Genomic DNA, 26555 nt, shown 5'->3' on the forward strand with positions numbered 1-26555 from the left:
GTTTCCTTTTTGTCAGGATAACTATTTCTTCCTAACTCCTAACTCCTAACTATCTAATCTGTCCATTCCCTTTTACGTACCATTTATTGGTAACCAAATGCTGCAAGCCAATTGGTCCGCGTTGGTGTAATTTGTCAGTACTTATTGCTAGTTCGCCACCTAATCCAAATTGTCCACCATCAGTAAAACGGGTAGATGCATTATGGTACACAGCCGCAGTATCTACAGATTGCATAAAAATATCTGCCTCTTCTTCGTCTTTTGTGATGATAGCAGCTGAATGTCCGCCACCGTAGGTGTTGATTAATTGTATAGCCTCATCAACATCGGGCACCTGCCCAATGACAATTTTATAATCTAAAAATTCTTCATACCATACCGACTCATTTTCCATTTGAGAAGTACCATCCATACCGGCTAGTTTGGCATCGGTTAGAATTTCAACATTATGTTTTTTTAAAGTTTGAATCAAGTGACTTAGAAATTCAGCCTTACGAGGTAAATCTCTAGAAATAATGACTTTGTCCACCGCATTACATGCAGATATTTTAGTGGTCTTGGCATTGACAATTACGTCTAAAGCCATTTGTAGATCTGCTTCATGAGAAACATATACAAAGTTGTTTCCACGACCACTAACAATTACAGGGCACTGAGCATGTTGCTTTACGAAAGCAATCAATTTTTCGCCACCACGTGGAACAATCAAATCTAATTTTTGGGTAGGATTTTCAAGAAACTGCTGTGTTTCTGTTCTTGAATAATTTAAGTACGTAATCCAATCCTCAGAACAGTCACAAGATTCTAAAGCTTTATGCCACAAATTGACCAAAACCAAATTCGAGTTCAACGATTCTTTGCCGCCTTTTAATAAAATCTTATTTCCAGATTTAAAAGCAATACCCGCAGCTTCAATTGTTACGTCTGGTCTAGATTCATAAATGATCATGATAGTGCCGAACGGAGCCGTTTTATTACTGATTTCTAAACCGTTGTCATGCGTAAATTGAAAACGTTCTACATGCAAAGGGTCTGGTAGAGCTGCTAACTTTTTTAAGGAAGAAGCCATTTCTCTTACCTTATCTTTATCCACCTTTAATCGGTCAATCATTGCGATGTCGGCAGATTCGAAAGAATTTATATCTTTCTCATTTGCAGATATTAAAATAGATTCTTCTTGTTGAACCAATTCTGCCATACGTTTTAGAACGGCATTTCTTTTTTCTAAATTGAGCGTTTTTATCATGATAAAGCAGTCTTAAGAGCGGTGAAAAACACGTCTAAATCTTGTTTTGTAATATTCAATGCAGGTAGTATTCTAAGTACCGTTTTGTCTTTCGCTCCACCGGTAAAAAGATGGTGCTCATGAATTAATTTTTTGCGTAGATCAGCAACTTGAAAATCGAACTCTAGTCCGAGCATTAAGCCTCTGCCTTTTACTCTTTTTACTTGCGGAATTTCTTTAGCCTTTTTATTGAAATAAACTCCTAGTTCTTCGGCATTGGCAATTAAGTTTTCTTTTTCAATAACTTCTAAAACTGCCATTGTAGCTGCACATGCGAGGTGGTTTCCACCAAAAGTAGTTCCTAACATTCCGTATTTTGCTTTTATACTTTCGTGTATAAGAACGCCACCTACAGGAAAACCGTTACCCATTCCTTTTGCAATGCTGATAATATCAGGTTTTATATTGTGATGTTGAAATCCGAAGAATTTACCACTTCTACCAAATCCGCATTGCACCTCATCGGCTATTAATAAAGCGTCATTTTCTTTACATAGCGCTGCCACTTGTTGTAAGAACTCAGTAGTAGGCTCATCTAATCCGCCTACACCTTGTATAGATTCAATAATAACGGCACAGACATTCTTTGAAATTTCTCGTTCAAAGCCTTTGATATCGTTCAGGTCTAGAAAAACCACCTCATGCTGCTGATTGATTTCAGCATTTATAGACGGATTGTCAGTTGCCGCTACTGCAGCAGAAGTTCGCCCATGAAAACCATTATTAAAAGCGATAACTTTAGATTTACCAGTAACAAAAGATGCCATTTTAAGCGCATTCTCATTAGCTTCAGCACCAGAATTACACAGAAATAGATTGTAATGTTCACATCCAGAAGCGACACCTAATTTTTCGGCTAATTCTACTTGAAGCGGATTTTGAACAGCATTACTATAAAATCCGATTTTATCTAATTGATTTTTTAGGCGCTCCACATAATGTGGGTGCGAATGTCCAATAGATATTACGGCATGCCCCCCGTAAAAGTCTAAATAGTCTTGACCTTTGTCATCGGTAACCACAATACCTTTTGCGGAAACGGGAGTAACATTATATAGTGGGTAAACGTCAAATAATTTCATAAGTCAATAGAATCAATTTTAATAGTGAATTGGTTTGTATTACTTCGTCTTAAATTCAGTAATCTTATCGTAAGAGGCGATAATGCCGCGTATTAAAGAAGAGCTTAAACCTTGGTGCTCCATTTCATTTAGACCGGTTATGGTACAGCCCATTGGTGTAGTTACGCGATCTATTTCTTCTTCAGGGTGATTGCCAGAATCTATTAATAAGCTTGCAGCACCATTACAGGTATGCATAGCTAGTTCTTGAGCCTCTTTGGCATCAAAACCTAATTGTATGGCACCTTGCGTGGTTGCACGAATTAGACGCATCCAAAAAGCTACACCGCTTGCGCAAATAACTGTTGCAGCTTGCATTTGACTTTCAGGTATTTCCATAGAATGTCCCATTCTGTTGAAAATTGCCTTTGTGAGATCTATACGTTTTTTCCCTTTTTCATTACTACAAATACAGGTCATAGATTTACCAACTGAGATTGCTGTATTTGGCATACTTCTAACAATGTAATTATCCTTACCTATAACTGCCTCTATTTTTTCGATTCCAAAACCTGTTATCGTAGATATAATCACATGATTTTCGGTCAATAAATCTTTTACACTTTCTAAGATTGCAGCAAAATGAACGGGTTGTACCGCAAATATTAGAATGTCTGAATTTTGTACCGCCAAACGATTATCGTTTGTGACGGTAACCTTGTCAAATTTTTCAAAATCAGCAATAGATTTGATGTCTCTTTTAGTAAGGTACATGCTAGTGGCACCATTACTTTTTAGAATTCCGTTTGCTATAGAAAGTCCTAAATTACCTGCACCTATAATCGCTATTTTCATGTTTTATATTTTTCTTGTACCAATTGCATAGTACTTTTTACATTGTTTCTAAAAGACACCTGCTTTTAGGTTCAAGCCTAAATTTTCTTCTAATCCAAAAATTAAATTCATATTCTGAACCGCTTGCCCAGATGCACCTTTTAAGAGGTTGTCAATTGCTGATGTAATCAATAAAATATCATCGTGTTTATGTAAATGAATATGGCATTGATTGGTGTTTACCACCTGTTTCAGGTTGATAGGTTCATCTGATATTTGGGTAAACATGGTGTCTTTATAAAACTCTTGATAGATTTTTTTGGCATCTTCTAAACTGCCTTCAAATTTGGTATAAGAAGTCGCTAAAATTCCACGAGTGAAATTCCCTCTATTGGGCATGAAAAATAAGTTGCCCGTATTCTCTTGAAGTGAATGTAAGCTTTCGTTAATTTCACCTAAATGTTGATGGGTAAAAGGCTTGTACCAGCTTACATTATTATTTCTCCATGAAAAGTGAGAAGTTGCAGACGGACTAACACCTGCTCCTGTACTGCCAGTTACGGCATTTATATGTACTTCATTTTCCAGTAGATTTGCTTTTGCTAATGGCAGCAACGCTAGTTGAATAGCAGTGGCAAAACAACCAGGGTTGGCGATGTATTTTGCGTTCTCTATGTTGCTTTTGTTCAATTCAGGTAATCCGTATACAAAGTGCTTTCCTTCAAAATCAGCATCGGCATCAAGTCTGAAATCATTACTTAAATCGATGATAATAGTATCTGTAGAAAAGCTATGTTCCTTTAAAAAAGCCGTAGAGTTACCATGACCTAAACATAGAAAAACAACATTCACATCTAAATTCACATCACCTGTAAATTCAAGGTCTGTAGTACCTAGTAAATCCGGGTGTGCAGTAGTTACCTTTTTACCTGCTCTAGTAGTACTGAAAACAAAATCTATTTCCGTTGCCGGATGGTTCAATAGAATTCGAATAAGTTCCCCACCTGTATAACCAGAACCGCCAATAATACCTGCTTTAATCATTGTTTCCGTTTACATGGTTATATATCTTTCCTGAATTAGAAAGTATTTTTATAAAGCCCTTAGCATCATCTGCAGTCCAACCTTTATTGACTTCACCGTATTTACCAAAGGCATCTGTCATTAAATCATGTTTAGATGAAATACCATGTAATCTAAATTGAAAAGGGTATAAGCCAACGAATACATCGCCAGAAACTGTTTTTTGGGTGTCGGTCAAGAAAGTTTCTATGTTTCTCATTACAGGATCTAGGTAGTTACCTTCATGCAATAACATTCCGTAGAAATTACCTTGTTGTTCTTTTTGGTATTGTTGCCATTTTGTAAGCGTATGCTTCTCTAATAAGTGGTGTGCTTTTATGATGATTAATGAAGCAGGAGCTTCAAAACCAACTCTTCCCTTAGTGCCTATAATAGTATCGCCTACATGAATATCTCTACCAATAGCATATTTAGAGGCTAACGCTTCTAACTTTTCAATATTAGCAACAGGAGTATCTTTTATTCCATCAATGGCAATCAGCTCACCTTTTTCGAAAGTCAGTTTTACGTCCGTAGGGTTCTTTTCTTGTAACTGGCTTGGGTAAGCACTATCTGGCAAGGCTTTATCTGAAGTTAAAGTTTCTTCGCCACCTACAGATGTTCCCCATAGACCTCTGTTGATAGAGTATTTAGCTTTCTCCCAAGGGTAATCGACTCCGTTTTCTTTTAGGTATGCAATCTCTTCTTCTCTTGCTAATTTATTATCTCTAATAGGAGTGATGATTTCAATTTCTGGTGCAATGATTTGAAAAATCATATCGAAACGAACTTGGTCATTACCAGCACCTGTACTACCGTGAGCGATGTAATCTGCACCTACTTTTTTAGCGTAATTTACAATCTCAATAGCCTGTACAATACGTTCTGCACTTACAGAAAGTGGGTAGGTATTATTTTTTAATACATTACCAAAAATAAGGTACTTTACTACTTTGTCATAAAAGGTCTGTACGGCATCGATTGAGGTATATGATGTTGCACCTAATTCGATTGCTTTTTTCTCGATTTCTTTTATTTCATCCGAAGAAAATCCGCCAGTGTTTACACTTACTGCATGAACTTCAAACCCTTTGTCTTTTGATAAATGTTTAGCGCAATAAGATGTATCTAATCCGCCGCTGTATGCTAGTACTAATTTTTTCATTGTAAAATGTTCAAATCCGGTGATGCCGGGTAATTATTGTTTTTTTGATAGTGTTTAGAAAAGAGATGTTAGAAAAAAGGTTGAAAAACCTTCAGCATTCAGCTCATATTTTTATTGTTCTATATTCTATACTTGTTACTTCTTTTTAAGAAACAAACTCTCTTTAATACTTTTTAATCTTGTAAAAGCCTTGCCGTTCATTTCGTTTGAGTCTTCGGTTTTTTTCTTGGTAGCGCCATCATAAAGCATACCTGTGCATAAACACATTTTTTGTTCTGTTCTTGTAAGAATATCAAAGTTTTTACAGGTTTGGCAGCCTTTCCAGAATTCTGGGTCATCTGTAAGTTCAGAGAATGTTACAGGTTTATAACCAAGGTCATTATTGATTTTCATAACTGCTAAACCAGTAGTGATTCCAAATATTTTAGCATCTGGAAATTTCTCTCTACTAAGGTCAAAAATCTTAGCTTTTATTCTCTTGGCAAGTCCCTGACCTCTGTAGTCTGGGTGTACTATGAGTCCGGAGTTGGCCACAAATTTCTCGTGTCCCCAAATTTCAATATAACAGAACCCTGCAAATTTTTCTCCGTCCAAAGCTAATATAGCATTGCCGTTAGAGAGTTTTCTCTGAATATATTCCGGGGTACGTTTCGCAATACCAGTACCACGTACTTTAGCAGAATCAGCTATTGTATCGCAAATATCCTGAGCGTATTTAAAATGTGATTCGTTAGCAACAATTAAGTTCATTGCCAGTTAGATTTAAAAGTGTAAAAAAAGTTTTGATTTGTTGTGCGGAAATGGACTCACCTAATTCCATAATTATATCTTACCCTTACGGGCGGCGACGGCGAGATGTGAACGGACGCGCAAGAGCAACTGTGCTCACGGTACTATTTAGAAAGTAGTTTTTTTCGTTCATTACAGGGCAAATGTACAAATTATATTTATTTGACATCACACAACCTATAATTTTTACAAAAACTTCACTTTTTGTTATTATGTGCAATAATTTCATAAATAATGAAGCCGTACACTGAAATATACTCAATGGTAAGTAACCATAGATTCTCTTTGAAATCTGACTGAGAATAAGCGAAGTAGCTCAGTACAATGGCTGCAGACCAAATGATGGCATATCTATAGGTTGTGAAAATAGAAAGCAACACCAGAAAAATGGCGTACCAAGGGTGTACAGTAGTAGATATAAAATAATAGATAGTCAATACCCACATCATAGACCAGATCACTCTGTTTAAGTCATACCTTTTTGGTAAAAATGTAAACAGACCTACGGTGGCTATGGTAAGTAACGGTGTAATTTTTCCATATTCTTTAATAAATTCCCACGGCTTTGCATCAAAATGTATGGCAGTTTTTTTAGCGATGTTATAGATACTGGCATTGAATTCAAAATTAGAAAACCATAGTTTTATAGTTTTAGAATAATTGTCTATAAATTCTGGGGTATTAAATGGTAGAAAAAGAACAATTGATGTTATGCCAATGATAGCGTAAAAAATGATGCTTTTTTTCCATCCTAAGTACTTAAAGAAAAGAGGTAAAAATAATAGGGGTACGAGCTTTATTGAAATAGAACAAGCTATAACTATACCTGCAGTTTTCCATTTATCTATAGATAATAAAAACATAGCTAGGATAAAGAAAAACAGCATCACCCCCTCAAAATGAAGATTACCGGTAAGCTCTACAATTACAAGCGGATTTAAAAAGTACCAAAATATTAAATGCGGAGATCTGTTCAGATTTTTTAGCAACTTTCTACCAAAATAGAATATACCGATATCGGCAAGTATAATGATTACTCGCATTGTTAATAGTGATCCAAAAATACTCTTACCGCCTACGAATGCGGCAATTGCAAAAACAAGCTGGTTCAAAGGTGGGTAATTACTATAATGCCGCGCACTTAAACTGCCCATGCCTTCATATAGAATATTGGCATTTGGTATCATAGATACCATGTTTTCCATTAACTGATCTGGTGTGTGTAAATAGGGGTTGGCGCCGCTAAAGACCAAGTGCCCGTCCCAAATAAAACGATAAAAATCTTGAGATAGATTTGGTTCTATACAGAGAAAAATAAGCCTAAAAATTACTCCTATACCCAGTAGAAATCTAAAGTTGAGTTTTTCGAACTGTATAAGTTTAAAACAGAAAAAGAAAAGTGCAACAAAGAGTGTAAGCAGTTTTATGAAATCTGTTCTCTGCAAGTGATATGCAAAGGTGTAATAGAATACAAAACTCAATACCGCCAATATCAAGGAAACCTTATGGAGTTTCAAAAAATTTTTAAAGGAAAACGGCATTACGGGTTTGGGTTTAGTAACAGGTCAATTTAATGGTTTTTATTGAAATATGTTTTAACCTTCCATCATTTTACCAATAAGTTCTTTCATCATTTTTGCAGCGAGGTAGGCTGTCATGTCGTGAAAATCACGATCAGGGTTGTATTCTACAATATCTGCACCGACTATTTCAGTATCTATACTATGAATTAAGTCTAAAACTTGGCGTGATGAGAGTCCGCCTGGCTCGTGATGAGAAACCCCTGGAGCAAAGGCAGGGTCAAAGCCATCCATATCTAAGCTTATATACAACGGGTTTTTAAATATTGGAATGTTATTTAAGTCAAGGTTCCGCATTTCATGTACTTCTACATTGTACTTTTTTGCCTGTGCAGCCTGATGCGGATTCAAAGTTCTTATACCAACTTGAACCAATTTTACAGCAAAACCATTTTCCATAATGCGTGCAAAGGGGCATGCGTGAGAATACGGGTCGCCTTCATACTCATGGTACAGATCTGCATGGGCATCAATATGTAGAATGTCTAGTTTTGGGTAGAGCTCATGAAAGGCTTTTATTATAGGGAAGGTAACCGAATGATCACCGCCTAATGAAAGTAGTTTAGCGCCAGATTCAATATTCTTTCTGGTAATGTCTGTAATATCAAAATACTCATTTATGGTAAAATCACCTTTATCGGTAATGGCATCATTTTCTATGGAAACCCCAAATTCGGTACATAGATTCATAGAATCGCTGTACAGTGCTTTTCTGATTAGGTCAGGAGCTTTTGCTGGACCTTGTTGAAAAGAGGATTTGGTATCCCAGTTTAAACCTTGAATATTAATATGGTGCATGAGTATTGTTGTTACTTGATTTTGAAATTAAAACATCGTATTGGGGTTCTCAGATTTCTCAGGAATTTGCTGAATAGAATCCCAGTGTTCACAAATCTTACCATTGTCGTCAAACCTAAAAAAATCCATAGTAATATATTGATCATTACCAGGCCATATTTGGTGTGTATGTAATGCCACTAAATCACCTTCGGCAATACATCGTACAAATTCAATAGACTTCTCTGGGTATCCTTCTTGCATACGTTCAAAGTAATCTATAAAGCCCTGTGTACCGTTCGCTACCGCCGGGTTATGCTGAATATATTCGTTACCTACATATTTCTCTATCGCCAGTTTTGGTTGCCCTAAATAAGCTGTTTTGTAGAATGCGATGGCATTTTCTTTATTTTTCAGTAAGTCCATAATTTGAAATTTAGTCCTCAAAGATTTCAATGATCGGAAGTTTTGATTTTTTAAACTCATTGGGCAGGTCAATAAAAGCTTCATTGGTGAAGCTAAATTTGCTGTTTCCTTCAAAAATCCAATAATTACCTTCTAATTTACCGTTTTCGCTAGTGGTATGTTCTCTTGGAATGTTATTAATAGAATATTGATTCTTTTCTTTATTATACCAGATACCCAAGGCGCGTAAATCATTTTCGTCAGTATAATTAAAAGAAATACGTGGTTCTATAGTCCCTTCGTTATTTTCAATCGTCACATCTTTGTTGGTAAAGTTTTCTAATTCTTTGGCCCATGGTAGTTTGTTTTCTTTCCAATTTACTAATTGCTCCCATTGTGCCAAGGTAAGAGCAGTGTCTTTTTCAGTTTGTATGATTGTGAAAATGTTTTCTTGAACAATATCTATTTTGTGTTTTTCAGGATAAATGGTCACAGTGGTTTTGTCTGAAGCAATTCTACTGTTTTCAAAACCAAAGAACGAATATGATTTTTATTTGTTCCATTTATTTAATTTTTATGCTAGTGAAAATACATTTTCTAATCTGTAAAGACCTCATTTTTTATGTGGTAGTTTTTTTATGACTCACATTTGTTGCCCTTTGAAGTCGAATTCAGGATAGGAAGTAGGTAATAATTGCGTTTGGTTATTTTACTTTATATTAATGCATACAGATAAAAGTTCATGTTTTTTTAGATAGATAATGATGGATAAATACGAAAAATTAAGAGGCAGAGGCAAAAAACCATGGCCAACAAAAGATGCCATGCAGCAGGTTTATGAAAAGAATCTGTGGGGTAGTGGTACTTCAGATTTATACTCTGGTGAAGGTTCTCATAAACCAGAAATTATTACACCTTATGTTCAAGCAATTATTCGCTTTTTAAGCTCGCTGCAAAAACCAATTTCAATATGTGATTTAGGTTGCGGGGATTTTAATGTGGGAAAAGAATTGGTGGACCACACCAAGAATTGTATTGCGGTGGATATTGTTCCAGAATTGATCGAACGTAACAAAGAGAAATATAAAGCTCCTAATTTGGAATTTCTATGTCTAGATGTCGCCAAAGACACTTTGCCCAATACAGATTGTGCTATTCTTCGTCAAGTATTGCAGCACATCTCTAATGATGAAGTAAAGCAAGTAGTTGCTAAATTAGCTGGTTATGAATATGTAATACTTACAGAACATCTACCTGAAGGTAATTTTATACCAAATAAGGATATTATCTCAGGTCAAGGTACTCGTTTAAAAAAGCGGAGTGGCATCAATCTTTTGATGGCGCCATTTAATTTTAAGGTGATTGAAGAAAGAGAATTATTGTCGGTTACTGATGAAAACGGAGTAATTGTAACAACTTTATATCGTTGCAGGTAAATCTTGTTTTTAAACATTAAATTTTTCAATCCTGATAAATATCATATTATAAATTCACGCTGTTATCTAGCTTTGATGGTATCATAAAAACAAACGTAGATGAGCAAAGTAGAAATAAATAAAGGAGAGATAAAAGTTAAATTTAATGAACCAACTTCAGGTAAATTATCTTTTGAAGAATTAGGAATTTCTAATGAAGGTGCAAATTTAGAAAGCGGATTGCTTCGTTTGGTTTTTGATTTAGAAGGTATAGGTGAGCATGACTATTACCAAGTGCCAACTTTAGAGTTATTTTACGAAGAGAATATGTCTGAAACCCATTGGGTTTGTGAATTTAATGGGAAAACTATTCTAGATAAATTAGATCATTTTGGTCATTCAACCATTTTATTATTGAACAGAAAGGTATTGAGTGAGCTAGAGCAGCATCATGAAAATGTATTGATAGTTCATGCTGAGTTTCCACAACCGGCAAAATTAAATTTAAAAGAATCTTCTATTCGTTTATTTAAGTAAACGAGAATAAATTTTTTAAGAAGAGGATAGCGAAAGGTTCGTTTGTTTTACAGTGGTAGTTCATAACAAGCAGACCATTTAGATTGTTGTTTAGTTCACAGGTCATTTTCGCTGTCCTTCTTTTTTACAGCTTCTTGCTGCATATATCCAAGAGCCCAAACAAGGATTCCGGTCCAGAAAAATAGCTGATTGAATTTGGTAATATTAGGTATGGGGTCTTCTCCAAAAACTCCCATTTCCATAAATTGAAAGACTAGCCCCAATACAACGATGGTTAAAGCAATATAGATTACTGTGTTTGGTTTTTTCATAATTGATATTTTCTTTTTCTAGAAATTAAAAGTAGCAGACCACCAATTATTAAAGTAATCAGATAAGGTAAATACTTCAAGAGTGTTTGATCATTTATAGCTGTTGGCACGAGCCATTTTTTATCTGCTAAAATAATGTTTAGTTCGTGTTTATTATCGCGCTGTAAAGTGAATTTTTCCTTTGGAAATCCATCCAATAAAAAGATAACAGCAGATTGGCTATTGTGTAGGTCTTTGAATATTATATTTTTCAGATGAATGGATTTAACATCTTTTGGAATACCTATAATTTCGGTAACTATCTTGGTTTCATGACCTAAAAACACTTTAGAGTTCTTGAACTTAATAGTGTCATTGTTGTTAAGAATAAGAGAGAATCTAGACTTAAAAAGTTGAAGTACGAGTTCTTGAAATTCTTTGGGAGATTTGTAAGCACCTTTTCCGTTTACGTAATTTATCTCTTGTTGAAAAGCCGTTAACGAGCTATTAATTTGAAGAACAATTTGTCCGTTTTCAGTTTTAGAAATAATGATATTAGAAAAATCAGGACTATGGGCAAATGTATTAGTACTTACCCATAGCAAACTGAAAAATATAATTTTTAAAGTAGTGTTTTTACAAAGCATATTCACCACGTAAGCCATCAATAAAATTATTATTACCGGCATTATCTACGTGATAATGATATCCTCTAATTTCATCATAATGACCACGAGAGTCATCTAGGTCTGTATAGGCTTTACCTTCTGCATCAGTATTTCCGAAAATGCCATATCCATCAAAAGCATAACCGATCATAGCAGCATGGTTGTCTGACTGCTCAATTTTTTTAGAAATACCAGTAGCAGCATGGTAGTGATATCCTTCGTTTAAATTTATATGTCCGCCAGCATCATCAAAAGGAGCTAAGGTATACGCACCTAAAATGGCATCTACGGGAGCGGGAGCGTTAAAAATAACACCATTAAATGCCAAACCTCTATTAGAAGGCATTGTAGAATTCCCATTTGGTCCACCATGACCTTCTGGTCCGCCATTTGTTGGTGGTCCTGGTCTTTCATGCCCGTCATCTGGTCTTCCGCCAGGCGGTGGTCCGCCACCAGGTCCGTTTGAAAAGGCATATGGTTTAGCCGCTTTTTTAGGAGTAACAGGTATGTAATAGGTGTGCGTAATATCACCTATATAAGATGGTAGGCATTCCACACAAAAATTCTCATATTCTTCACCAACATTAGGGTTGGCAGCATCTTCACATTCTTGTTTAGTGCTTGTTTTTGTTATTTCGCCAGTTTCGCTATTGTACATCATCCATGTTTCATCATCATAAAATGTACTAAGATTTTTTACAAATTCGCCATCTACATCATAGACTTTACCACCTTCTAACCAGACACCACCAGCAGAAGCATCATCAGAAATATTACCGGGGCACCATGGTCCCATTTCGTGATCGGTAGGTGTAGAGGTCACAACTATTTTATAACAGTCTGCGGTTGAACCATCAGAAAGTTCTCTGCTAACAATAGAAATCGGTTCTACCAATCCGCCAGATAAAAAATTCTCTTTCTTTACCGAAATGGTTACTTCAGTATCTGCTGTAGTATTGGTATTTGATTTTGTGTCTTTGCACCCTGTAAAAATGAATAGTAATACAGGTATCGTTAAAATTTTAAGATGATATTTTATCATAACTGCCTTCTTGTGGTTAGTACTATAAAGTTAAGAATTTTAATGTTTTGGCGTTTATTGTATCAACTTATCTGTCGGAAAAGAGCCTGATTTATATTATTACTAGTGAATAGCACTTCAAATTTTATAATAATCTAAATCAGACATATTTTTAATATTCTATTATAAGAAAGGCTTTTTAATTTGTTGAACTAGTTTAGTTCTATCGTGATCTGCTTGTATTTTTAAATTACAAAAGTCTTCTGCCCATTTAGAAGTACGAATACGTAATGGCGGGTGTTCATTTTTTGCAGCGTCTAAGAAAATTGTGGCTACTTCCAAACCAGTTTGGTATACTTGTTCTTCGCCTTCTTTCGCCTTTTTTTTTGATTTCCGACCATATATTTCTCAATAAATTTAAAAACGTCAATTTCAGTTTTGTAGTTTTATTTTTCTCTTAGCACTACTGAATTGACCACTAGGTCATGTAATGCTTTTTTCTTTTGATTACCTGTTACGGTAAGTAACGATACCCAGCCTAAAGAAAATTTGATCAAGAAACGGAAAAGGGCAGGTACTAGATTAATATTTTGTTCTGTAATTGCATCTTTTTTAACCATAATTTTACTATATGAATGTCCGATAGTTCCATCGAATTGACTTGTGAAAATTGGGTCGTAAAGAAGAAATAATAAAATCGCTATCGAAATTCTCACGTAATTAGGGACGTTCTCAAAAAGGCTTAAAATTTCAGATACTGCGTACATAGCAACGATAAGTAGAATGCCATCAATTACTGCGGCTTTAATTCTGTCGGGTAATAAAGCATATTCTTTTGTCATAATTTGGCTTTGGTGGTATTGGCTGTTGTAATTTTCTTCTTTAATATAAGAATTATTCCAAATAGCAGATTCCAAATTAAGAAATAGATCCAAATATTATTCGCGAATTCAGTGCGGCAAGGTGGGCAAGTGTAACCAGACATACAAGGTTCGCATAAAATCAGATATGGGTCGACTAAGAACCTTATTAAAAGCAAGATGTTTCCAATAACCCAAAGGATAATTATGCGATTCTTATTTTTCATTCACTAATCGATTTCTTTCTGATATTGAATTTTAATTTTTGTCAATATTGATGTGTCGATTTCCATCCATATTCGAAATGTTTTATTTGCTGGGCTTATGACTTCAATAATTAGGTATTCTTGAATTCTGTCATAATTCTGTAGTGGTAGATTTTCCTACACACCATTCACATATTAGTTCAATTTTTTGTTCCATTGTTGTAATTACTTTCCAAGGCATGATAATTTGATTTTCATCTCAAATTAACTCCTAAAAAAGTGTAAACGATGTCCTTTTAACGTACCTTAATTGCACACAACGTCTAGACTATGATTAGTGTGGGGCGGTGATTTACGATTCCCGCTGCGCCACAGCTCGTAGCCGAATCTTTTTGATTTGTTTTATTTTTTTTTGTCTAAAGCAAAATCTCAAAGATTTTGCGACCTGATAAATATACATAGACCTTGGCGTAAAAACCCAAACCCCACATTAATTATAGGCATTGTGCTTGTTGCACAAGTCCTTGATAAAAATACTGTTTTTGCTTAACTTTATTTATGCAAGGAAAAAAGGATTACCAAGAAAAGCTGTTCTCCCATTTTCAGTTGAGCGAGCGTATACCAAAGAACAATTTTTACAAGCGTTTAAAAGGAGTTCTGGATTTGCATTTTCTTTATAAGCTTACTAAGGAATATTATGGGGATAGCGGTCAAAAGAGTATTGATCCCGTTGTATTTTTTAAGTTGTGTTTAGTGGGTTATCTGGAGAACCTTATTAGTGACCGCCAACTTATCGCTCATTGTTCCATGCGTTTGGATATTCTATATTTCATTGGTTATGATATTGATGAGGAGCTTCCCTGGCATAGTACAATCAGTAGAACTCGGCAACTGTTCCCCGAGTCGGTATACGAAGAAGTATTCACTAATGTTTTAGAGTTGTGTATTGAAAAAGGAATGGTCAGTGGCCATACCCAGGCGATAGATTCCGCTCCTGTAAAGGCGAATGCGAGCATGGATACTTTGGAGCTTAAGGTGCCCGAAGAGGAACTTGACGAGCATCTTCGAAAGGTTCGAGCGATCAGTTCAATGGATAAAGAAACACCCCATCGAAAGAGTAAGGGCGATAAGTCGGATGAAGGTCAACGCGGTATTACAGCAAGCAAGAAGGAACTTGACGCGATAAAGGTCCGTAACAAGAAATGGGCAAAAGACCAAGATCAGCGACCGGGCGCAGGTAACAAAGGGGCAAAGTATACCAGTAACAAGACCCATTACAACCCTACCGACCCCGATGCCAGAATAAGCGTAAAGCCTGGCAAAGCCAGAAAGCTAAATTACTTGAGTCAATTGAGTGTTGATACAGCGCATCATGTGATCACAGATATTAGGGCTTACCACGCAGATGGCAAAGACAATCAACAATTACAAGATATCGTGCAACGCTTACAAAGACGCTTATGGCAACAAGGTTTAGTGTTTGAAAACTGTGTAGCTGATACAGGTTATAGTAGTGGGGAGAATTATGCATTTTTAGAAAACCAAGGTTTAAAGAGTTTCATTCCACCACACGGTACTTACAAAGGCGGACCAACAGACTTCATTTATAATGAAACAGCCGATCATTATATATGCCCACAGGGCAAGGTTATTCCTTTTACCAAAGAGTTTTTAGATAGCCGTACCAAGACCAAGAAGAAAGAGTATCGCGCTAGAAAGCATGTTTGTATTGATTGCCCAATGCGCAGTAGCTGCTTAGGCAAGAGTGCCCAAGAGAAGAAGTTTAGTGTTACGTATTATAGAGCGGAGTATTAACGAAATATTGAACGTGTAACAAGCAAACAAGGCAGATATATGAAAGGCAAACGGCAAAGTACAGTAGAGCCCGTTTTCGGAACTTTAACCCAATTCATGGGGATGCGTAAAATAAATACCATCGGAATCAAGCAGACCAACATGGTGATGCATCTTAGTGCAATAGCCTACAATCTGAAGAAGTATCTGAAATTCGAACAAAAACGAGTAAAAAGTAGGGCAAGGCAGCTTGTTTTGTTGGCATTTGTAAAAAGTGCCTTTCAATACCTATTTAGTGCTTATGTAATCCACCGAAAACTGGCTTGTAACTTGTGAGCTGAAAATAAAAAGCCTCTTAGAGAGGCTCATAATGATACATTTTACTCTGAATTAACTGCTTGTGCAACGGTTACCATTGTTGTGTGCAGTTTTAATTTAATTGTAGATTCGATAATTCGAATTCAAAATCTCTAATGGAATTTTTATTTTCATATCGAATTTCAATTTTGTAGTCATCATTTAATTTTTTTCCAAAGTTACTTGATATCCAGATAGCTGATTTTGGTCCATTTAGTTTGGAATTAATCTCTACGCTGTAATACCCAGTTCTATTCTTATTATTCGAATCCTCTAAATGAATAGATACTACTTTAAAATGTGGCTGTTCTATATAAAAAATGATGAAATCAGATAATTTATTTAGTGAGTTGAAATCCTTATAATTATCAAAATGTTTACTCAAAGTTTCAATAAAAAGGTTTTTGTCCAACCTATTTTTTAATATTATTCCATCTAAATATTTGCGTAATTTCTTTTTTCGCTTATTTAGTTTATGAAGAATTAAACCGTTTATTGGTATAACTTTTATTTCATCTGAATTTTTGCTTAAAACGTTTGAATTAAATGTGTTTTTTGAATTCTCTATTACTACTATTGATTTATCATAAGTACTTGGATGAAAATATCTCAGAGTTCCGGTAACCTTCTCGAAATTATTTATTTGCTTTGAAATTGAGTCAAATACAATGGTGTACTTGTTGTCAGAATTATCCTGATATTCATCAGAATAAAACGAATCTGAGATATACTCTTTTGATTTACCTATATATGCAAATGCATTTCCCAAAAGCTTTATCCTGTTAATGGTGTCTAATTTTACTCCATCGATTTTTATTTCTACAGCAACTGATTTGAATGTCGAATATGATTCATAGCTTACTTTATCTAGGGTCACTTTTTGACTCCAAACAGCAGTATTTATTGTTATTGTAATTAAAACTAATATTAATCTTTTCATTTCTCAAATTGCACACAACGTTTAGTATATGGCAAGTAGGGCAGTAGAAACCGATAAACTTTCGAGTGTGCTCTGAGCCATATTTTTATATTTTGTTTTTAACTTAATCATATTAAAAGCCAAATTAAAAATTTGGCGGTGTTTGTAAATAGCCCTGAACTTTCATAAACCACTAAACGCCCTATTTGCTATATACAGTGTTACCCACTTTTTTTCATTCTTCATTAGTAGGAACCTACTTTACCATGTCGTTGATATTTAGTGAAAAGCAGAATGTATTTAGTGTCCTTTTCTACGAATGGATAATATAGTTTGTAATCATTTTTTTCTGTCCAAAACAATGATTTGTTAGTCTTTCCCGTGAATAATTGTTGTAAGTATTCACAGTCATAGTCTTGGCATTTATAAAACGAATTTCCAAACAAAGGCTTTTTCAGATTCTCAATAGATTCCCAATGTGAAATTTCTAAATATGTAAATTGTCCGTCATATTTACCACTTGTAAGCAGAGTAACAGAAGGAAATTCAGATTTTTGATTTGAAAGAAATTTCAGTATCTCTGGTATTTGTCCAACTTTAGAAGTATCTGTCAAACTCGGGGCTATTTTATTAATAGATTCTGAGTATGTTTCAACAATATAATCTGCTGCACTTACTAATTTATTTTCTTCATTTTTCCTTGTCAGATAATCTCCAATGAATAAAAAAGCAATTAAAGCGATTATTCCGAATAAAGTTGCTACGTAAAATTTCTTTCCAATTAAGTTTGAACCTTCAGTTTTCAATTCTTGAACTTTACTATCTGCTATTAGTCCGATATTTAAACTAATATTTAAAATGGCAGAACAAAGAACTAAAACTGCTGAGAAGCCAATAAATCCGAACATGAAGTCAGAAGTTCGTTTGGTGAATACATTCAAATCAAAAGTATTTGCTACCATAAATCCAATGAACCAAATTGCAATTACTGAAATTGTAATTACCATTATCCAAGTGGTCAGATTTGCAAGTTTTATTTTGTTCCTAGATTTCATGTTTTATTTGTTTTTAATTGTGGGTAACAATTGTATAAGGTAACTAGTTACTTTTTACTTTATACGCTATTTAAGACGAATAAGATCACTAGTAATCTTATTCCTGTTTTATGTGTAAGTTAAACAAATGAGAAGAATTGGAATAAAAAAAGGGATAGACAATGGCTATCCCTTTTCTAAAATTTAATTAAGCTTAGTTTTAAGCTCTTGAGGTCAATGATTTAAAGAATACAAATCCAAAGCCCAAGAACAGCATAAAATGAAACGGAAACAGTCCGAAATCATTTAATGGTATTGCGCTGTACATGCCAAACATGAAATAGACCATTAAGGCAAATTCTAGAATCATGTTTGGTGATAATTTTTTAGCAAGGTATTTATTGCCTTTCCAGCTTTGTTTTAAGGTGCTGATATTAAATTTTGGTGTACGTACAAATTCACTTCGTTTACCCATATGACCTTCAATTACAGCAATAGTGTTGTGTAATGAGAAGCCTAATGCAACAGAGAAGAAAGTGAAGAATATACGTATGTAATCTACAAAGTTATTAAAGCCGCTGCCTTGTATGCTCTTATAGGTAAACCAATAACAAACAAATAAGATAATAGTACTTACCGTAAACAAGCTTAATAGAGAGAATACCCAGTCTAAATGACCATAGGTGTTTTTAATATAAAGCGATGGTATGCTTAATAAAGCAACTAAGAATACACATAAGAACATTGAACTGTTCAGTAAATGCATTACTCCGTGAAACTTCGTTTTAAAAGGAATGTTCTTTGCGGTAACAACGCTCCATACTGTTTTTCTAAAGTTCTCAGCACCACCTTTGTTCCAACGAAATTGTTGCGAACGTGCGGCACTAATTACAACTGGCAATTCTGCAGGAGTCTCTACATTTTCTAAATATTTGAATTTCCAGTTTTTCAACTGTGCACGGTAGCTTAGGTCTAAATCTTCGGTTAGCGTATCGCCTTCCCAGTTACCGGCATCTATTATACACTCTTTACGCCATATGCCAGCGGTACCGTTAAAGTTGATGAAATGACCTTTACTGTTACGCCCAACTTGTTCTAAAGTAAAGTGCGCATCAAGGGCAAACGCCTGTATTTTAGTTAAGGTAGAGTAGTCGCGGTTTAAATGCCCCCAACGGGTCTGTACCACACCAATTTCTTCATCTTTAAAATAGATAACGGTTTTCTTTAACCAATCTGAAGCCGGTAAAAAATCTGCATCAAAAATAGCGATGAACTCACCCTTTGCTACTTTAAGTCCTTCCTTTAAAGCACCAGCTTTAAAACCAGAACGATCAGTTCTTGTAATATGTTGAATATCTAAACCGGTCTCTTGCAATTTTGCAACAGTGGCAGCAGTAGTAATTACGGTATCATCTGTAGAGTCGTCTAGTACTTGAATCTCTAATTTGCTTTTAGGATATTCTATTTTAGCAATGTTCTCTAATAAGCGATCCATAACATACTCCTCATTGTAAACCGGGAGTTGAATAGTTACAAAAGGAATTTCTTTTGGGTCTAGTAGATTATATTTTGGTGCTGTTGTGTTCTCTCTTTTTTGTGATAAGTAATTGATTAGCAAGTTCAGCTGCGCCAAGCTATAAAAGAAAATCAATAGTAAAGAGATACTATAAATTATGATAATAAGATACGCTAGAGCTAATGCCATATTATTTTATACTGTATTTGAAGATCCACCCCAAAATTTTTATGCCTGCAAATATACTACCTTTTACGGTTCCTGATACTTTAGAGATGCCAATTCTTCTTTTGTAACGTACTGGTACTTCGGTATATGTCATTTTTTTCTTAAGAATTTTCAGTTGCATTTCAACCGTCCATCCATAAGTTTTGTCTTCCATGTTCAATTCCTTGAGCTTTTCGTATTTAATTGCCCTAAAAGGGCCTAAATCCGTAAATTTTGCGCCAAAAAACAATCGCATTAAAAATGTCGCCAACCAGTTACCAAATACCTGTTGCGGAGTCATAGAGCCTTCTTCTCGCAAACCCTTAGTTCTGGCGCCAACTACAAAATCAATATTATTTTCCAAAATAGGAGCAACAACTTTATCTAGCTCCTCTGGATAATCAGAATAGTCTCCGTCAATAAATACGATAATGTCTGGTTGTTTAGATGTCGATGCTACATAATCTAAGCCTTTAAGGCATGCATAACCATATCCTTTTCTGGTCTCTGTAAGTACCGTTGCACCTGCACCTTCGGCATTTTTTACGGTATCATCTGTAGAGTTATTGTTCACAACGATTACCTCAGACACCGATTTTGGTAGCTCGTTGATGACATGGGCAATGGAATCTGCTTCGTTAAAAGCTGGTATTATTACTTTAATGTCTGTCATTATTTTAAATCTGATAAACTATTTTCACTGGTAAAAGCACGGAAAGATGTCCATTCTTTAATTTTTTCACCTTTACTGTACTTCTCTGCAGATATCAATTTTGTATCCTTATATTTTAAGCAATATCCGTCTTTAATCCCTTTTGATAATTGGCATTTGTGATTTACACGTCCCTTTTTGTCGTAAAACAACCACCAGCCTATTTCTTTATTTTCAACGAATTTCCCTTCTTTGGTTCTAATACGATCTTCGCTAAAAAAGAACCAATATTTCTCTTTTTTGCCATAATTGTAAAAACCTTGCTCAGACTTATGCCCGTTAGGGTGGTAGAAGGTCCAATAATCGGTTTTTGTACTATAGCGAATCCACCCTTCACTTTCTAGGGTACCGTCATCATAATAGGTGCGCTCGTAACGTTTGTCTTCAGGATTTATAAAAGCTAACAGACCTAAGCAAATAAGTGCGGTGTAAAAGAGTTTAAATAGCTTCATTTTTTTAAAATTTTCAAGTTTATTACTGTGTCGAAACAGACACCGAAAATGCTATGTTATTTAGAGCTTTTTAGGGTGTATCTATTCTTTCCAGGTTTTAGTTCAACTACTGTTCCTTGCCAAACTACCTTTCCTTTTATAGTTTTAGGAATGGTTATTTCTGCTGATAATTTATGTTTGTTTCTCTTTAATTCAAATTCAATATTTCCTTTTGATGTAGGAAGTAAACCTCTTATTTCATTGAGTTTTCCAAATGCCGGAGCAATTTCTACCTCTTCAAAATCATTTTTTACAGAACGGATACCTGCCAAATAATTAAAATAAAAATATGCTGGCGATGCGCTCCACGGGTGTACCTCTGATCTTGTTGGTTTTTCAACACTTTCAAAACGCTCTAAAGTAGTGGTCATGTGGTCTTCGATCATTTGCTCCCATGGTTTCTGGGCAACATCAAATAATTCTGGTGCCCCTACTTTTTTAATCGCTTCAAAAAGATAAAAACGGTAGTAGTAAGTGGCTTGTAATAAATCTTCTTCGTTTAAAATTTTATCTAGAAGTGCTCTTTGTTCAGTTTCTGGAATAGCATCTGTCAATATTGCCATGATATTGGTATGCTGATCATAAATGGTCTTATCCGGTCTTTCGGCAAAAAGATTTCTGTCGGTATCATAGCACAATTGATAAACCGATGTAATGATTTCTTGCGCTCTGTTCTTGTATTTCAATGAAGTTTGTTCGTCTCCGATCTCATTGAATAGGCGAGAGGCATTTTGTAACGCATGTACATAATGTAAACTAACTACGGCAGAGTTGAGTCCGTCATTTTTGGTAGCGGTACCACTGCCATTATTTGGGCCGGTATACCAATCTACAAAATAGCGGTATGGTGTTTTGTTGACCAAATTAAGGTCGTTCATATTCTTCTCAAATCCGGCAAGAGTATTAACAATACCGTCTTTATAAGTTTCAATAAATTGTTTGTCCTTAGAGGTGTTGTAGTAATCTGCAAGCATATCGACCCACACCAAAGAGTAGGTAGGGTAAATAAAGGTAGAGCGAAGCGGGTAGGCACCTAGAATGTTACCGTCAGAATCTCTAGAATGGTCAAATTGGCGAATCGCATTTTTGGTGTGTTCGGCATTACCACTTAAAGCTTGCCAGATTAAACCTTGTATTTTAGTATCGCCCACATACTGCATAGTTTCATAATAGGCATCACTTAAAAAGTAATCTTGTGTACAGATATCAATGGTACGTTTACAGATGTCAAAAATATCATTGTACATGTCATTGTCTGAATTGAACTTGGCAATAGAAGGTATGGTAGTTCTTGACCTATGGTTTACAAATTTATTTAGAACTAGCGCTGCATCTTTTGTTTCAATTTCAAACTCTATGAATCTGAAGGTACGCATCCAATTCGGTATAAATTTTTGCGCATCTTTTCCATTAGAAATAATTTCATCGTAATAGCCTAAAAGCTTTTTGTTCTCTAAGTCGTTACGATCCCCTTTTTCATTGTTTGCACCAAAAAGGTTCTCAGCATATTTAATGATAATGGTAGCTGATTTCCCTTTACCGAAAACTAATTCTGGAAATCCGTTAGTAACATATTGCTGATCTAATAGAAAAGTGGTGGTTGTATTAGGTGCTAGTGTTAAACTGCCCAACACTGGGAACTCAGTTTCAAGAGGTTTTGAAGAATGAACAATACTTGCAATCCTTTCCTCGTCCCATGAAAGCAATGGTAAATTGCGAGGTTCTAATAAATAGGCAATAGAGCCGCCCATACTACTGGCATTCTCAAAAAATTCCACTTTTTTCCAATCAGAGTCATCAAAATCTAATATTTCCCAATGAGTAGGGTAGTTGTTCATGTCAACTATATCGGTAGGGTTGTTGGCATAAAAACCGCCAACGATTGCCTTTTCTTTATTGCCTCTCCAAACTACTTCATTAGCCTTGTACGACTTATCAATAGTGCTTACCCAAGTATCGTTAAAACCGGTAGTATTAATGATTTTAGCATTATCTGTTACGCCGTTTACCATTACACTAGTGAATATAGACTGCATGCCTAAAAATCTTCTTTTACCAAAATTGATTACCTTAACGGCGATGACATTTTCTCCTTGCTTTAGGTAATCTTTCAGGTTTAAGGTTTCATATTTATAATGTTGAATGTCGCTCAATTGTGGGCCATGGGTGATAAACCGTCCGTTTACATAAAGGTAGTAATGGTTGTCTGCAGAGATATTGATAATAAAATCAGCTTTTGAATCTTCAACTTCAAAGGTGTTACGAAACAACAAAACAGTGTCTTCGCCGCCTTTAACATCTGGGTGACTTACCCAACTGGCACTGATGTTCTCTTTTCCATAAATAACTTCAGGGTAATTGACTTCTGTTTGCGATTGAGCAGAAAGAGATACTAAAAGTAAGAGGGTTAAAAAGCGATTCATTTAATTTATAAGCTGATGTTAGTAGGTTGTAAAGATCATGAAAGATTAGTGAAAACCAGTCTTTCATGAACTTTTTCCTATTATCTAATTTAAGTGCACTTGAGTTTATAGGTCAGAATGCAAAAAAAATAGTGTATTCCATTTTAGAAATGAGATCTATTTTTTATTCACTAAATCCATTAAATCAACATCGTTACCTAATAATACATCTTGAGAGTTGATACGACCTTTTTCTGGTCCGTTTTCTAATTTTAAAACTCCTCTTGGGCAAACCGCAGAACAAATACCGCAGCCAACACAACTAGAGCGTACAATGTTTTCTCCTTTTTGAGCATACGCACGTACATCAATACCCATTTCACAATAAGTAGAACAGTTACCACATGAAATACATTGACCACCGTTGGTCGTAATTCTAAATTTAGAGAACATACGTTGTTGAAACCCTAACATAGCTGCCATTGGACATCCAAATCTACACCATACTCGGTTTCCTAAAATAGGGTAGAACCCCGTTCCTATAACTCCAGAGAAAATACTACCTATTAAAAAGCTGTAAGTAGTACGTAGCGTTTCTGCCTTGAAGATGAATATGTTTGCTGAGTCACTAAAAAAGTGCATTCCTATTAATACAGCGATAATGGTGAAATAGCCTATTGCGCCATATTTGGCATCTTTTGCTAATTCTTCTCTTTTGTAAATCATTACCCAAGAAAAAATAGCGGTTAAAATGAAAGCTACACCAGATATAAACATGGTTTTTGTAAGCCAATATTTGCTAGAGTCATTACCTAAATAAGAATATATTACAGCAATAGTCATTACGGTTACGAATACCACAACACTGTGTACTACCCAGCGCTCAACTTTCCAAGCGAATTTAGATTTATCGCTTAATTGGCGAAAAGAATCACCCGCAGTTTCAGCCAATCCACCACAACCACAAACCCAAGAACAATACCAACGTTTACCATATTTGTAAGTTAAAAAAGGAGAGATGACAAAGATAGATATGATACCAAAAAACAGCATGGTCATACCCACACTACCAGAATCTATGAAACCATTAATACGGTAACGTTCAAAGTTGTAATAATTTAAAGGCCACATATTTTTAAGGTCATAATATGGTAAATCACCATTTAAACGTGCCATTAATTCTGGAATGAAAAATGCGAATGCAGTCTGAAAGAACATAACACTAACCGTTCTCAGTTGCTCGTATTTATTATGACGATACTTCCAAATAAATTTAGCGCCGAAAGCCAAAATTGCCACGGTATACATGGTGCCGTAAACAAACCATTGGCTAGCAGGGTTTCCGCTTAGTCCTTTACTTAAAGGGTCGAATAGGGCAATTAAACCCGTATTGTCGCCATCTTTTACAAGACCTAAGTAGTGCGGATAAAAATAAAGTACGATGTAAAACCCTGTTAAGGCAATACCGGCCATCCAGGCAAGTACACCACGACTAGAAATGGATTTAAACCAAACGCCGTCATTTTTTATTCCCTTATGTTTATTGGCGTAGGCCGCTTGCGAAAACCAGATAATCCCAGCGAAAATGGCTACAATTGAAACTGTTAGCCAAAGTGCAGTATTGCCAAGGTTTAAATTGAACAATTGAAGAATGAGAATTCCCAAACCGATCATTCCTGTAACTACTGCCAGTTTTTGGCCTGTATTTAATGCTTTAGGCGGTTCTCCCGCAAGTGACATACTTCTGTCAAAATTACCCATAGTAGGTGTTGTTTGTTTTGTTATTTAGTTAGGCGATACTGAAAATACGTTTCCAGCTTTTTTTCTTTGCACTGATATTCTTATTGAAATCAGCATTGTATTTGGTGATAATTTCATCCTCATAAAGTTTAAAGAACTCTGGGTCGAAATTGGCATCTTTTAAATACGTCATTACATGATCAATGTCTTTGTTCTCTGTTAACCATTGGTCAAAAATTTCATGTCGCATTCGAATACCGAACGTGTTAAGACCTAAAAATTGATGGCTATCCTTATCAAATGCTACGGTTATACATATCTTTTCAGTAGCATGACGCCAGTGAAAATGATGTTCATTATCTTTTTTACTACGTTCGCTAAAAACCCATCCATAGGTTTGGTATTCCACATCTAAAAATTTAGCTGAGTTAAACCAGTGGCCAGGGTTGTATTCTCTTGGGTTGCCACATATAGTTTGTGCAAGCGCTTCGCCCATCATTCTGCCAGTATACCAAACAGCTTCTATTGGTCTTCTGCTGCCAATACCTTCGTGTTGCTCTGCACAATCGCCTATTGCGAATATATCTTTAACGTTGGTCTCTAAAAAACGATTAACCTTAACGCCTCTGCCTAATTCAATACCAGAATCTTTTAGAAAATCGATATTTGGGGCAACACCGGCAGTTAAGCCAACTACATTACATTCAATGGTTTCACCTTTATCTGTTACCACAGCTTTTGCGCGTCCATTTTCATCAGAAATTATTTTCTCAAGATTGGTGTCTAATTGAAGATCGATATGATGCTCTAGAATGTGCTCGTTAATCATGGCAGATTCGCCAGCAGGTAATACTCCGTTCCAAAAGCTATTTTCTCGAACCAAAAAAGTAACAGGTATTTGGCGAGAACGTAGCATCTCAGCCATTTCAATACCTATTAGTCCGCCACCGACAATAACCGCACGATTACATACCTTTTTATTAGGGGCATTTTTCTCAAGCATTTCTAGATCTTGTTTGGAGTACAAACCTTGTACACCTTTTAAATCTTGCCCTGGCCAACCAAACTTGTTTGGTTTAGACCCTGTTGCAATGATTAGTTTGTCATAAGAAATAGATGAACCACCTTTTAAAAGTAGCTTTTTGGCATCGGTTTCTACTTTTTCTACAAAACCGTTAACGAGGTCGATTCTGTTTTTCTTCCAAAACCAGTTTTCGTAAGGTTGTGTATGTTCAAATTTCATGTGCCCCATGTAAACATACATTAATGCGGTACGGGAGAAGAAATAGTCACTTTCTGCGGAAATAATGGTGATTCTTTTGTCTGATAGCTTTCGTATATGTCTAGCTAAAGTGACTCCGGATATGCCATTACCAATAATTACAATATGATCCATAAAATGCTTTTGTTGATGGTTGTGTCGGTATT

The 26555-nt window shown here is 35.4% G+C and carries 27 protein-coding genes; 4 read left to right on the forward strand and 23 right to left on the reverse strand.

Annotation, left to right across the window (positions count from 1 at the left end):
- Nucleotides 1-49: 49 nt before the first annotated feature.
- From Q0871_RS10640 to Q0871_RS10685, 10 genes are all read right to left on the reverse strand, one after another.
- Nucleotides 50-1246 (reverse strand): glutamate-5-semialdehyde dehydrogenase, encoded by a 1197-nt coding sequence (locus Q0871_RS10640; protein ID WP_299322282.1) that lies wholly within the window; start codon nt 1244-1246, stop codon nt 50-52.
- Nucleotides 1243-2367 (reverse strand): aminotransferase class III-fold pyridoxal phosphate-dependent enzyme, encoded by a 1125-nt coding sequence (locus Q0871_RS10645; RefSeq protein WP_299322286.1) that lies wholly within the window; start codon nt 2365-2367, stop codon nt 1243-1245. The genes Q0871_RS10640 and Q0871_RS10645 overlap by 4 nt, the downstream gene beginning before the upstream one ends.
- 39 nt (nt 2368-2406) lie before the next feature.
- The gene (gene proC, locus Q0871_RS10650) at nt 2407-3201 is read right to left on the reverse strand and encodes a pyrroline-5-carboxylate reductase (protein ID WP_299322289.1); all 795 of its coding nucleotides are present in this window, start codon (nt 3199-3201) and stop codon (nt 2407-2409) included.
- A 48-nt stretch (nt 3202-3249) separates the two neighbouring features.
- Entirely contained in the window at nt 3250-4224 is a 975-nt protein-coding gene (argC, locus tag Q0871_RS10655) for an N-acetyl-gamma-glutamyl-phosphate reductase (protein ID WP_299322293.1), read from the reverse strand.
- Nucleotides 4217-5407, reverse strand: a complete 1191-nt coding sequence (gene argG, locus Q0871_RS10660; protein ID WP_299322298.1) for an argininosuccinate synthase — start codon at nt 5405-5407, stop codon at nt 4217-4219. The genes argC and argG overlap by 8 nt, the downstream gene beginning before the upstream one ends.
- 135 nt (nt 5408-5542) lie before the next feature.
- Nucleotides 5543-6157 (reverse strand): GNAT family N-acetyltransferase, encoded by a 615-nt coding sequence (locus Q0871_RS10665; protein WP_299322302.1) that lies wholly within the window; start codon nt 6155-6157, stop codon nt 5543-5545.
- A gap of 236 nt (nt 6158-6393) precedes the next feature.
- Nucleotides 6394-7713 carry a glycosyltransferase 87 family protein gene (locus Q0871_RS10670; RefSeq protein WP_367275141.1) on the reverse strand — a complete coding sequence of 440 codons (1320 nt, stop codon included), beginning with the start codon at nt 7711-7713 and terminating at the stop codon, nt 6394-6396.
- A gap of 78 nt (nt 7714-7791) precedes the next feature.
- Nucleotides 7792-8574: an agmatinase gene (speB, locus tag Q0871_RS10675; RefSeq protein WP_299322311.1), complete on the reverse strand. Its 783-nt coding sequence runs from the start codon at nt 8572-8574 to the stop codon at nt 7792-7794.
- Between the two features lie 27 nt (nt 8575-8601).
- Entirely contained in the window at nt 8602-8979 is a 378-nt protein-coding gene (locus tag Q0871_RS10680) for an ester cyclase (RefSeq protein ID WP_299322316.1), read from the reverse strand.
- A gap of 10 nt (nt 8980-8989) precedes the next feature.
- Nucleotides 8990-9451: a hypothetical protein gene (locus tag Q0871_RS10685; protein WP_299322319.1), complete on the reverse strand. Its 462-nt coding sequence runs from the start codon at nt 9449-9451 to the stop codon at nt 8990-8992.
- Nucleotides 9452-9722: 271 nt separating this feature from the next.
- Here Q0871_RS10685 and Q0871_RS10690 point away from each other — a divergent pair, with 271 nt between their 5' ends.
- Nucleotides 9723-10394, forward strand: coding sequence for a class I SAM-dependent methyltransferase (locus tag Q0871_RS10690; protein ID WP_299322321.1), 672 nt, complete (start codon nt 9723-9725; stop codon nt 10392-10394).
- A 99-nt stretch (nt 10395-10493) separates the two neighbouring features.
- Entirely contained in the window at nt 10494-10910 is a 417-nt protein-coding gene (locus tag Q0871_RS10695) for a hypothetical protein (RefSeq protein ID WP_299322324.1), read from the forward strand.
- A 95-nt stretch (nt 10911-11005) separates the two neighbouring features.
- On the opposite strand, the gene Q0871_RS10700 is transcribed toward Q0871_RS10695, so the two are convergent.
- From Q0871_RS10700 to Q0871_RS10720, 5 genes are all read right to left on the reverse strand, one after another.
- On the reverse strand, nt 11006-11221 hold the full coding sequence (locus Q0871_RS10700) for a hypothetical protein (protein ID WP_299322326.1): 216 nt from the start codon (nt 11219-11221) through the stop codon (nt 11006-11008).
- Nucleotides 11218-11847, reverse strand: a complete 630-nt coding sequence (locus Q0871_RS10705; RefSeq protein ID WP_299322329.1) for a hypothetical protein — start codon at nt 11845-11847, stop codon at nt 11218-11220. The genes Q0871_RS10700 and Q0871_RS10705 overlap by 4 nt, the downstream gene beginning before the upstream one ends.
- Nucleotides 11837-12910, reverse strand: coding sequence for a YHYH protein (locus Q0871_RS10710; protein ID WP_299322331.1), 1074 nt, complete (start codon nt 12908-12910; stop codon nt 11837-11839). Before Q0871_RS10710 ends, Q0871_RS10705 begins: the two co-directional genes overlap by 11 nt.
- A gap of 162 nt (nt 12911-13072) precedes the next feature.
- Nucleotides 13073-13231, reverse strand: a complete 159-nt coding sequence (locus tag Q0871_RS10715) for a hypothetical protein (RefSeq protein WP_299322334.1) — start codon at nt 13229-13231, stop codon at nt 13073-13075.
- 104 nt (nt 13232-13335) lie between these two features.
- Entirely contained in the window at nt 13336-13731 is a 396-nt protein-coding gene (locus Q0871_RS10720; protein ID WP_299322338.1) for an RDD family protein, read from the reverse strand.
- A 782-nt stretch (nt 13732-14513) separates the two neighbouring features.
- Here Q0871_RS10720 and Q0871_RS10725 point away from each other — a divergent pair.
- Together Q0871_RS10725 and Q0871_RS10730 are read left to right on the forward strand one after the other, a co-directional pair.
- Nucleotides 14514-15770 carry an IS1182 family transposase gene (locus Q0871_RS10725; RefSeq protein ID WP_299322342.1) on the forward strand — a complete coding sequence of 419 codons (1257 nt, stop codon included), beginning with the start codon at nt 14514-14516 and terminating at the stop codon, nt 15768-15770.
- Nucleotides 15771-15776: 6 nt separating this feature from the next.
- Entirely contained in the window at nt 15777-16085 is a 309-nt protein-coding gene (locus Q0871_RS10730; protein ID WP_299323353.1) for a transposase, read from the forward strand.
- A gap of 94 nt (nt 16086-16179) precedes the next feature.
- Here the strand turns inward: Q0871_RS10730 and Q0871_RS10735 are convergent, their stop codons facing one another.
- The 8 genes from Q0871_RS10735 to Q0871_RS10770 form a co-directional block, all read right to left on the reverse strand.
- Nucleotides 16180-17046, reverse strand: a complete 867-nt coding sequence (locus Q0871_RS10735; RefSeq protein WP_299322344.1) for a hypothetical protein — start codon at nt 17044-17046, stop codon at nt 16180-16182.
- Between the two features lie 224 nt (nt 17047-17270).
- Nucleotides 17271-18080: a hypothetical protein gene (locus Q0871_RS10740; protein WP_299322349.1), complete on the reverse strand. Its 810-nt coding sequence runs from the start codon at nt 18078-18080 to the stop codon at nt 17271-17273.
- Nucleotides 18081-18279: 199 nt separating this feature from the next.
- Complete coding sequence (locus tag Q0871_RS10745) at nt 18280-19764, reverse strand: cellulose synthase family protein (protein ID WP_299322353.1); 1485 nt, start codon at nt 19762-19764, stop codon at nt 18280-18282.
- A gap of 1 nt (nt 19765) precedes the next feature.
- Nucleotides 19766-20455 (reverse strand): glycosyltransferase family 2 protein, encoded by a 690-nt coding sequence (locus Q0871_RS10750; protein ID WP_299322356.1) that lies wholly within the window; start codon nt 20453-20455, stop codon nt 19766-19768.
- A complete protein-coding gene (locus Q0871_RS10755) occupies nt 20455-20946 on the reverse strand; it encodes a hypothetical protein (protein WP_299322359.1) in 492 nt (163 codons plus the stop codon). The genes Q0871_RS10750 and Q0871_RS10755 overlap by 1 nt, the downstream gene beginning before the upstream one ends.
- Nucleotides 20947-21002: 56 nt before the next feature.
- Nucleotides 21003-23408, reverse strand: a complete 2406-nt coding sequence (locus Q0871_RS10760; protein ID WP_299322362.1) for an alpha-L-rhamnosidase C-terminal domain-containing protein — start codon at nt 23406-23408, stop codon at nt 21003-21005.
- 156 nt (nt 23409-23564) lie between these two features.
- On the reverse strand, nt 23565-25148 hold the full coding sequence (locus Q0871_RS10765; RefSeq protein ID WP_299322369.1) for a 4Fe-4S dicluster domain-containing protein: 1584 nt from the start codon (nt 25146-25148) through the stop codon (nt 23565-23567).
- A 28-nt stretch (nt 25149-25176) separates the two neighbouring features.
- Nucleotides 25177-26523, reverse strand: coding sequence for an FAD/NAD(P)-binding oxidoreductase (locus tag Q0871_RS10770; protein ID WP_299322374.1), 1347 nt, complete (start codon nt 26521-26523; stop codon nt 25177-25179).
- Between the last annotated feature and the right edge of the window lie 32 nt (nt 26524-26555).

The organism is uncultured Maribacter sp., assembly GCF_947500985.1.
Lineage (GTDB): Bacteria > Bacteroidota > Bacteroidia > Flavobacteriales > Flavobacteriaceae > Maribacter.